Origin of the sequence: Streptomyces katrae, assembly GCF_000966975.1 — a bacterium.
Lineage (GTDB): Bacteria > Actinomycetota > Actinomycetes > Streptomycetales > Streptomycetaceae > Streptomyces > Streptomyces katrae.
This window is the reverse complement of sequence record NZ_JZWV01000967.1, coordinates 1-7,832: the sequence shown is the minus strand read 5'-3', so window position 1 is coordinate 7,832 and position 7,832 is coordinate 1. Positions and strand designations below refer to the sequence as shown.

General features: G+C 73.4%; 6 protein-coding genes. 3 read left to right on the top strand and 3 right to left on the bottom strand.

Going from position 1 to position 7,832, the window contains the following annotated elements:
• The first annotated feature begins 224 nt into the window (after nucleotides 1-224).
• Together lysX and VR44_RS30580 are read left to right on the top strand one after the other, a co-directional pair.
• Entirely contained in the window at nucleotides 225-3,530 is a 3,306-nt protein-coding gene (lysX, locus tag VR44_RS30585) for a bifunctional lysylphosphatidylglycerol synthetase/lysine--tRNA ligase LysX (protein ID WP_045950869.1), read from the top strand.
• Nucleotides 3,531-3,609: 79 nt separating this feature from the next.
• Nucleotides 3,610-4,371: a polysaccharide deacetylase family protein gene (locus VR44_RS30580; RefSeq protein ID WP_045950868.1), complete on the top strand. Its 762-nt coding sequence runs from the start codon at nucleotides 3,610-3,612 to the stop codon at nucleotides 4,369-4,371.
• 131 nt (nucleotides 4,372-4,502) lie between these two features.
• Here the strand turns inward: VR44_RS30580 and VR44_RS30575 are convergent, their stop codons facing one another.
• Nucleotides 4,503-5,168 carry a class F sortase gene (locus tag VR44_RS30575; protein ID WP_045950867.1) on the bottom strand — a complete coding sequence of 222 codons (666 nt, stop codon included), beginning with the start codon at nucleotides 5,166-5,168 and terminating at the stop codon, nucleotides 4,503-4,505.
• A gap of 353 nt (nucleotides 5,169-5,521) precedes the next feature.
• On the opposite strand from VR44_RS30575, the gene VR44_RS30570 reads away from it, so the two are divergent.
• The gene (locus VR44_RS30570; protein ID WP_045950866.1) at nucleotides 5,522-6,022 is read left to right on the top strand and encodes a hypothetical protein; all 501 of its coding nucleotides are present in this window, start codon (nucleotides 5,522-5,524) and stop codon (nucleotides 6,020-6,022) included.
• Between the two features lie 64 nt (nucleotides 6,023-6,086).
• Here VR44_RS30570 and VR44_RS45430 read toward each other — a convergent pair whose 3' ends face one another.
• Nucleotides 6,087-6,791 carry a hypothetical protein gene (locus VR44_RS45430; protein ID WP_045950865.1) on the bottom strand — a complete coding sequence of 235 codons (705 nt, stop codon included), beginning with the start codon at nucleotides 6,789-6,791 and terminating at the stop codon, nucleotides 6,087-6,089.
• Between the two features lie 198 nt (nucleotides 6,792-6,989).
• On the bottom strand, nucleotides 6,990-7,760 hold the full coding sequence (locus VR44_RS30560; RefSeq protein WP_045950864.1) for a bestrophin-like domain: 771 nt from the start codon (nucleotides 7,758-7,760) through the stop codon (nucleotides 6,990-6,992).
• Nucleotides 7,761-7,832 lie beyond the last annotated feature (72 nt).

Here is a 7,832-nt window from a genome sequence, read left to right as displayed (position 1 = left end):
GCCCAGGAGGAGATCACCGAGGCGGTCCTCAGCCGGGACGCCGCCAAGGTCGGCCTCCGGCGCGCCGGATAGCGGACTGCGCACCGTCCACCGTCCACCCCGCGAGGACGGCCTCCGGCCCGGCCGTACCCCGTTCGAATGCCGTACCCGCGTGCTCCGTCACCCTGCCGAGGCCGTCCGCGTTCGGCGCGCGCCGCGGCGCGGCCCTCCCTACAGTGCATGGCATGAGTGCCACGCTGGAGCAGAGCCGCGGTACCCGCAGCAGGTTCCTCAACCGGGTCCCGGACGCCTTCGGGGCGTTCTTCGGAACGCTCGGGCTGCTGTGCGCGCTGCTGTCCCTCTCCCCGGTGCTGCGGGGCCTGCTGCGGCCCGTGGTGCGCTTCCTCGACGACTTCGTGGTGCCGGTCAGCGCGAACCTCGCGTACGCCGTCTTCCTCTTCCTCCTCGCCGCCGCGCTCGGCATCCGCAAGAAGATCGCCTGGTGGATCGTCGTCACCTATCTGGCCCTGCTGATCCTCGTCGACGTCCTGATCATCGCGGACGGGGACCTCTGGGTCGGGGGCCTGTCCATGGCCCTCGCGGTCGCCGCCCTCATCGTGCTCATCGCCGCCCGCAAGGAGTTCTACGCCGCCTCCCGCCCGGGCGCCGTCTGGCGCGCGCTGCTCGTCCTGGGCCTCGGGCTGCTCGCCGCCGTCCTCCTCGGCTGGGCCCTCGTCGCGCTGTTCCCCGGCACCCTGCCCAAGGACCAGTGGCTGGACTGGGCCGCCAAACAGGTCTTCGGCGGGCTCTTCTCCGCCCGGCAGTTCGACGGCCGCCCGCCCCGCTTCCTCTACTTCCTCCTCGGCCTGTTCGGCGCCCTCGCCCTGCTGAACGCCGCCGCCACCCTCTTCCGCTCCCAGCGCCTGACCGCCGCCCTGCACGGGGACGAGGAGCTCCGCATCCGGGCCCTGCTCGCCGCCTACGGCCGTGCCGACTCCCTCGGCTACTTCGCCACCCGGCGCGACAAGGCCGTGGTCTTCGCCCCCAACGGCAGGGCCGGCGTCACCTACCGGGTCGAGGCCGGGGTCTGCCTCGCCAGCGGCGACCCGGTGGGCGACCCCGCCGCCTGGACCCCCGCCATCGACGCCTGGCTGACCGTCGCCCGCCGCTACGGCTGGCAGCCCGCCGTCATGGGCGCCTCCGAGGAGGGCGCCACCGCGTACGCCCGCTCCGGGCTCAGCGCCCTCCAGCTCGGCGACGAGGCCATCCTGCACGTCGCCCACTTCGACCTCGACGGCCGCGAGATGCGCGTCACCCGGCAGGCCGTCAACCGGGTCAAGCGGGCCGGGGCCACCACCCTGATCCGCCGCCACTCGGCCCTGACCGAGGAGGAGATGCGCACCATCGTCGACCGGGCCGACCGCTGGCGCGACACCGAGACCGAACGCGGCTTCTCCATGGCCCTGGACCGGCTCGGCGACCCCGCCGACGGGGACTGCCTGCTCGTGGAGGCCTTCGACGCCCAGGGCGAGCTGATCGCCCTGCTGTCCTTCGTCCCCTGGGGCAAGGACGGCATCTCCCTCGACCTGATGCGCCGCGACCGCTCCGCCCCCAACGGGGTCATGGAGTTCATGGTCGCCCAGCTCTGCGCGGCCGCCCCCGGCCTCGGCGTGCGCCGGATCTCCCTCAACTTCGCCGTCTTCCGCTCCGCCTTCGAGGAGGGCGGCCGGATCGGCGCCGGCCCCGTGCTGAAGCTGTGGCGCCGGCTGCTGCTGTTCTTCTCCCGCTGGTGGCAGCTGGAGGCCCTCTACCGCTCCAACGTCAAGTACGGGCCCGAGTGGTACCCCCGCTTCCTCTGCTACCAGGACGCCGGCTCCCTCGCCCGGGTCAGCCTCGCCTCCGGCATCGCCGAGGGCTTCGTCTCCGTGCCCAGCCTGCGCAAACTGTGGGGCAAGGGCCACCGGCCCAGGGGCCTCACCGCCCCCGCCGACACCGCCGGGCTGCCCTCCATCGACTCCCTCGGCCTGGACCTCGTGCAGGAGGGCGAGCGGGAGCCCGCCGAGCGGCTGCCCGAACAGGTCCGCGTCCGCCACGCCAAACTGGAGCGGATCCGGGCCGCCGGCACCGACCCCTACCCCGTGGGCATCCGGCAGCGCACCCACACCGCCGCCCAGCTCAGGGCCGCCCACCCCGGCCGGCTCCCGTCCGGCGCCCGCACCGGCGAGCCGGTCGTCCTCGCCGGCCGGGTGATGGTCGTCCGCGACCTCGGCGGCGTGGTCTTCGCCGTCCTGCGCGACTGGACCGGCGACGTCCAGCTGATGTTCACCCGCGAGGAGTCCGGGCCGGACGCACTGGACTCCTTCACCTCCCAGGTCGACTTCGGCGACCACGTGGTGGCCGGCGGCACCGCCGCAGCCAGCCGCAGCGGCGAACTCTCCGTCCTCGTCGACTCCTGGCAGCTCACCGGCAAGTGCCTGCGCCCCCTGCCCGACAAGCGCAAGGGACTGGCCGACCCCGAGGCCCGGGTCCGGCGCCGCTACCTCGACCTCGTCGCCAGCCCCGACGCGCGCGACGTCGTAAGGGCCCGCTCCAGCGCCGTGCAGGCCCTGCGCCAGGGACTCCTGGACCGGGGCTTCCTGGAGGTCGAGACCCCGATGCTCCAGCAGATCCACGGCGGCGCCAACGCCCGGCCCTTCCGCACCCACATCAACGCCTACGACCTCGACCTGTACCTGCGCATCGCACCCGAGCTCTACCTCAAAAGGCTCTGCGTCGGCGGTATGGAGAAGGTCTTCGAGATGGGCCGCACCTTCCGCAACGAAGGCGTCTCCTACAAGCACAATCCCGAGTTCACGATGCTGGAGGCCTACCAGGCCTTCGCCGACTACGACGTGATGCTCGACCTGACCCGCGAGCTCATCCAGGGCGCCGCCACCGCCGCCTTCGGCTCGCCCATCGCCCACAAGGCGGGCCCCGACGGCAAGCTCGTCGTGCACGACATCTCCGGTCCCTGGCCGGTCAAGACCCTGTACGGGGCCATCAGCGAGGCCCTCGGCGAAGAGGTCGACGCCGACACCGAGGAGCACCGGCTGCGCCTCCTGTGCGACCGGGCCGACGTCCCGCACGGGCCGGAGGACACCCGGGGCGACGTGGTCCTGGAGATGTACGAGCGGCTGGTGGAGGAACGGACGAAACTCCCCACCTTCTACAAGGACTTCCCGACCGACGTCTCCCCGCTCACCCGCCAGCACCGCAAGGACCCCCGCCTCGCCGAGCGCTGGGACCTGGTGGCCTTCGGCACCGAACTGGGCACCGCCTACTCGGAGCTCACCGACCCCGTCGAGCAGCGCCGCCGGCTCACCGCCCAGTCCCTGCTCGCGGCCGGCGGGGACCCGGAGGCGATGGAACTCGACAACGACTTCCTGGACGCCCTGGAGTACGCCATGCCGCCCACCGGCGGACTGGGCATCGGGGTCGACCGGCTGGTCATGTTCCTCACGGGACTGACGATCCGCGAGACGCTTCCGTTCCCGCTGGTACGCCAGAACTGACTGGTCCGGGCGGGTGAGGCGGACGGAGAGCGTCCGCGCCTCTCGACATCTTCGGCGATGTCGTTGATACGTAGTAATAATGACAAATGACGAGCCGACAGTAGGGCGACGCGTGCTCCTGCGTACCGCCGTCTTCCTCGGAATCGCGGCCGCCGCCTCCTCCGGACTGCTCAGCGGGGGCGAGGGCGGGCCCACGGCCGGACCCTCCGGGACGCCCCCGGGCGGCGCCCCCGAACCCGCGCGCGGCCCCGGGGCCGCCGGTGCCCCGGGCGCACACCCGGAAGGACACCCCGACGCCTCCCACCGGCTCCAGCCGATGACCGCCGAGGCGCCCGCCAGGCCGCCCGCCGGGAAACCCGCCGTCCGCACCCGGCCCATCCTGGAACTGCCCCAGGGGCCGGCCGCCGGCGACCGGGCCATGCTGCTCACCTTCGACGACGGCCCCGACCCCCGCTACACCCCGGCCATCCTCGACACCCTCCGCCGGTACGGGGTCCGCGCCATGTTCTTCGTCTGCGGGGAGATGGCCACCGACAACCGCGACCTGCTGCGGCGGATGGCCGCCGAAGGGCACGTCATCGGCAACCACACCTGGACGCACCCGCAGATCCCCCAGCTCACCCGGTCCGCCCTGGAATCGGAGATCGGGCGCACCAGCGAGGTCGTCGAACAGGCCGTCGGCGCGCCCCCGCTGTGGTTACGGGGCGCGCCGGGCGTGATCGTGCTGAACCACGACGCCGGCGGCAACCGTTCGCAGAGCGTCCGGGCACTGGAGACCTACCTCCCCCAGCTCCTCGGCCGGGGCTACCGCATGACCCTCCCGGTGCTGCCGCCGCGCTGAGCGGGCCGCGGGCCGCGGGCCGGGGCCCGGCCGCGGGCCGTGCCCGAGCCGGGCGCCCGTGCCCGGAGCCGGGGGGCGCCGGAGGGCCGCCGCCGTACGGGGGCGGTGGCCCTCCCGGGCGAAACGTTTGCTCAGCGCGCCTCCACCATCCGCGCGAAGACCACCACGTTGCCGTCGTAGCCCTTGGCCTTCGAGTAGCCGCCGCCGCAGGTGATCACCCGCAGCTCCGGGTGCCCGGTGTCCCCGTACACCCGCGCGCCGGGGAAGGAGTCCTTCGCGAACACCTCCACCCCGTACACCTCGAAGACGGCCGTCCGGCCGTCGTAGCGCTCCACCTCGATGTGGTTGCCCGGCTTGAGCGAACCCAGGCCGTAGAAGACCGCCGGGCCCTGCGCGTTGTCCACATGGCCCACGATCACCGCCGACCCCTGCTGGCCCGGCGAGATGCCGTTGAGGTACCAGCCCGCCAGGTTGCGGTCCTGCGGCGGCGGGGCGTCGATCCAGCCCTGGGCGTCCAGACCGACCGTCATCACCGGAGCGTCCACGTTGATGGTCGGAATCCGGATGCGCTGCACCGACGAGTGGTCCAGCACCTCCATGTCCGCGGGCGGCGTGGGCGCGTTGCCCGGCTGCTGGTCCGCCCGCGCGGCGACGGCCGCCGCCGCGGTGGGCTGCGGCGGCCCGTCCTCCACGTTCGCCCCGTTCCGCATCATGGCGAGGCCGCTGAGCAGTGCCAGTGCGAGCACGCCCCAAGGGGAGCGTCTCCTCGGCCGCTGCTCGGTCTCGTCCTCGAGCATGGCTCTCCCTTCCCGACGCGGGGGTCCCGACCCGCGTTCCAGTCCCTCCCCTGTACGCCCTTCTTCCCGCACGCTAAGGCTGGAACGGCGGGACGGCGATCGGGGAGCGGCGAACGGGTGGTGCGCCCGGTTGGGGTGCGGCCATCCAGGTAATCATCACATAAATGCCTGACGGCTCGTGACCTGCGGATCCGTCAGATGGGGCGCGCGCCCTTCGGCGTGTCGCTCAACCGGGCGGACCAAGCGCGGAAATGCGCTGGTTGCGTGCCGCCCGGAGGGTTCGTGATGGGAGGCGTTCTCGTCGATCTGCCCGGGCCACCGCTCCGGGGCGCTCTCCCGCTGGAGGTTCCACCATGCGTGCTTACCGCGCTCTCACCGTGACCGCGGCCGCCTGCGCCGCGCTCGGGCTCAGTGCCCCGTTCGCCGCCGCGAACAACCCGAACGGCAGCGGCAACGGGCCGAGCAACGTCACGGTCAACCCGTACTCCGTGCACCAGGGCGCCTCGATGCAGGTCAGTGCGGCCGGCTGCGGCCACGGCGGCACGGTCTGGTCGCACGGCAACTTTCCGCAGACCAACCTGTCGGCCGGCTCCATCGGCTTCGCGACCGTCCGGATCTTCAACCACGCCTCGCCGGGCCACCACACCCTGTCGGTCAAGTGCCACGACAACAGCCTGGTCGCCACGCACCGCTTCACCATCCTGGCGGGCAACGGGGCGCAGGGCGGCCTCGGCGGCTCCTTCGGCCCGTCCACCGCCGAGACGGCCATCGGGGCGGGCCTGGTCGGTGCCGCCGCGCTCGGCGCGGGTGTGCACGTGGTGCGCCGCCGCCGTCCCGCGGCCGCCCGCTCCTGAGGGGTTCCAGGGGCGTACGGCTCCGCCCCGGGCCCGGCCGCGTCCGCGTCCGGCCCGGGCGGGGTCAGTGGCCGCGGGCCGCACGGCGGCGCCGGCGCAGGGCGTACGCCGTGCCGCCCGCGGCGGCGATGAAGAGGGCGGCGCCGGCGCCGAGTTCGGCCGGGTCCGCGCCGGCGATGCTGCCGCCGAGCCCGCCGCGGACGCCGAGCGTGGCGGTGGTCGCGCGGGGGACGGGGGCCGTGCGGGCCGGCGGTGTGGTCCGGGCGGGCGTGGTCGTGCGGGCCGGCGGTGTGGTCCGTGGCGGCGAGGTGGTGGAGGGCGGCGGGCGCAGGCCCGAGCCGGAGGTGGCGGCCGGGGAGGGGGTGCGCCGGGTGCCGGTGGTGGAGCTGGTGGTGGGCTGCGTCGTCCCGCCGAGGATGGTGAGATCGGCGGAGCCGTTCTCCGAGCCGCAGGTGAAGGTGACGGAGTACAGGGCGCCGGGCCGGGCGTCGCGGTCGATGGTGACCTTGACGGTCTTGCCCCGCTCGATGGTCACGGTGTCGAAGACCCCGGACGAGGCGGTGGCGTACGCGGCACCGCAGTTGCTGACGGAGAGGGTGACCGTACCGCCGGGCGCGATCCGCGAGGGGGTGACGGCGAACGCGAAGGAGGTGGCGGGCGCCGCCTCGGCCGCGAGGGCGGCGGGCGCGCCGAAGGCGCCGAGCGCGAGGGCGAGGCCCGTGGCGCCGGCGCTCAGCAGGGCGGTGGCGGAGCTGCGTATCGCACCCATGATCGCGTTCCTCCGGATCTCCGAGACGCAAGCGCGCAGCCTTTCCGCACGTGGGGGTCGTGCGCCTCGATGTTCGCCACGCTAGGTCCCGGCCCGGTGGCCCGCGATCAGGAGCGGGCGAATGGGGCACGGCCGTAGGCCGAACCGGGGACGCACCCCCCGTCCGCGGTTTACCGGGCCCGGCCGCGCCCCGGCGGCTCAGCTCTTCAGGCCGAGGTGGGGGAACTGGGTCAGGAAGGGTTCGGCGGTGGCCGCGATCCCCCGTCCGAAGGGTGCGTCGAAGTCCCAGATCAGGAACAGCAGGAAGGCGATCAGGGCGCTGAACAGGCCGGCGAGGAGGAGTTCGCGGAAGGAGCGGCGGATCTGCAGGGTGAAGATCATCCCGACCGTCACCAGGGCCCCGGCGATCAGTCCGAACCACACCACCCCGGGCATGGTGGCCCCGGCGCTCTCGCCGCGGGCGTTGCGGGCGTCGTCCACCAGCGCGACCTGGTCGACCAGGGGCTGGTAGGCCTGCCCCTCGTGGTCGGTCTGCGGCTCGTAGTCCGTCACGTCGCGGCGGATCTTCTCGAGCAGCTCCGCGCTCCGGTCGGTGATCTCGTTCTGCTGGGACATGTGCTTCCACTCCGTGTCGACCACGTAGGTCACGTACGCGTCGACGTCGGAGCGGATCCTCTTGCGCACCTCGGCCGGGTAGACCTCGGAGCGGACGCTGATCTCGTGCAGGGCCTGGGACTCCTGGCGCACGTACTCCTGGGCGGCCCCGCGGCCCTCCCAGACGCCCGCGATCGCCAGGCCCAGCACGATCGCGTAGATCACCCCGATCATCATCGTCATGTACTCGATGACGTCCGGGGTCTCGTCCGGGTCGTCGTCCTCCGTGATCCTGCGGTGGTTGAAGAAGGCGATGGACAGCACCACGGCACAGGCCGCGGCCATCGCGAGGGTCAGGACGAGCCATTCCGACAAGACGACTCCCAATCGGTGTGGGCGGTGGCGAGTGGTGGACGCCGGCCTCGGGGCCGGCGGTGGGTGCCGGGC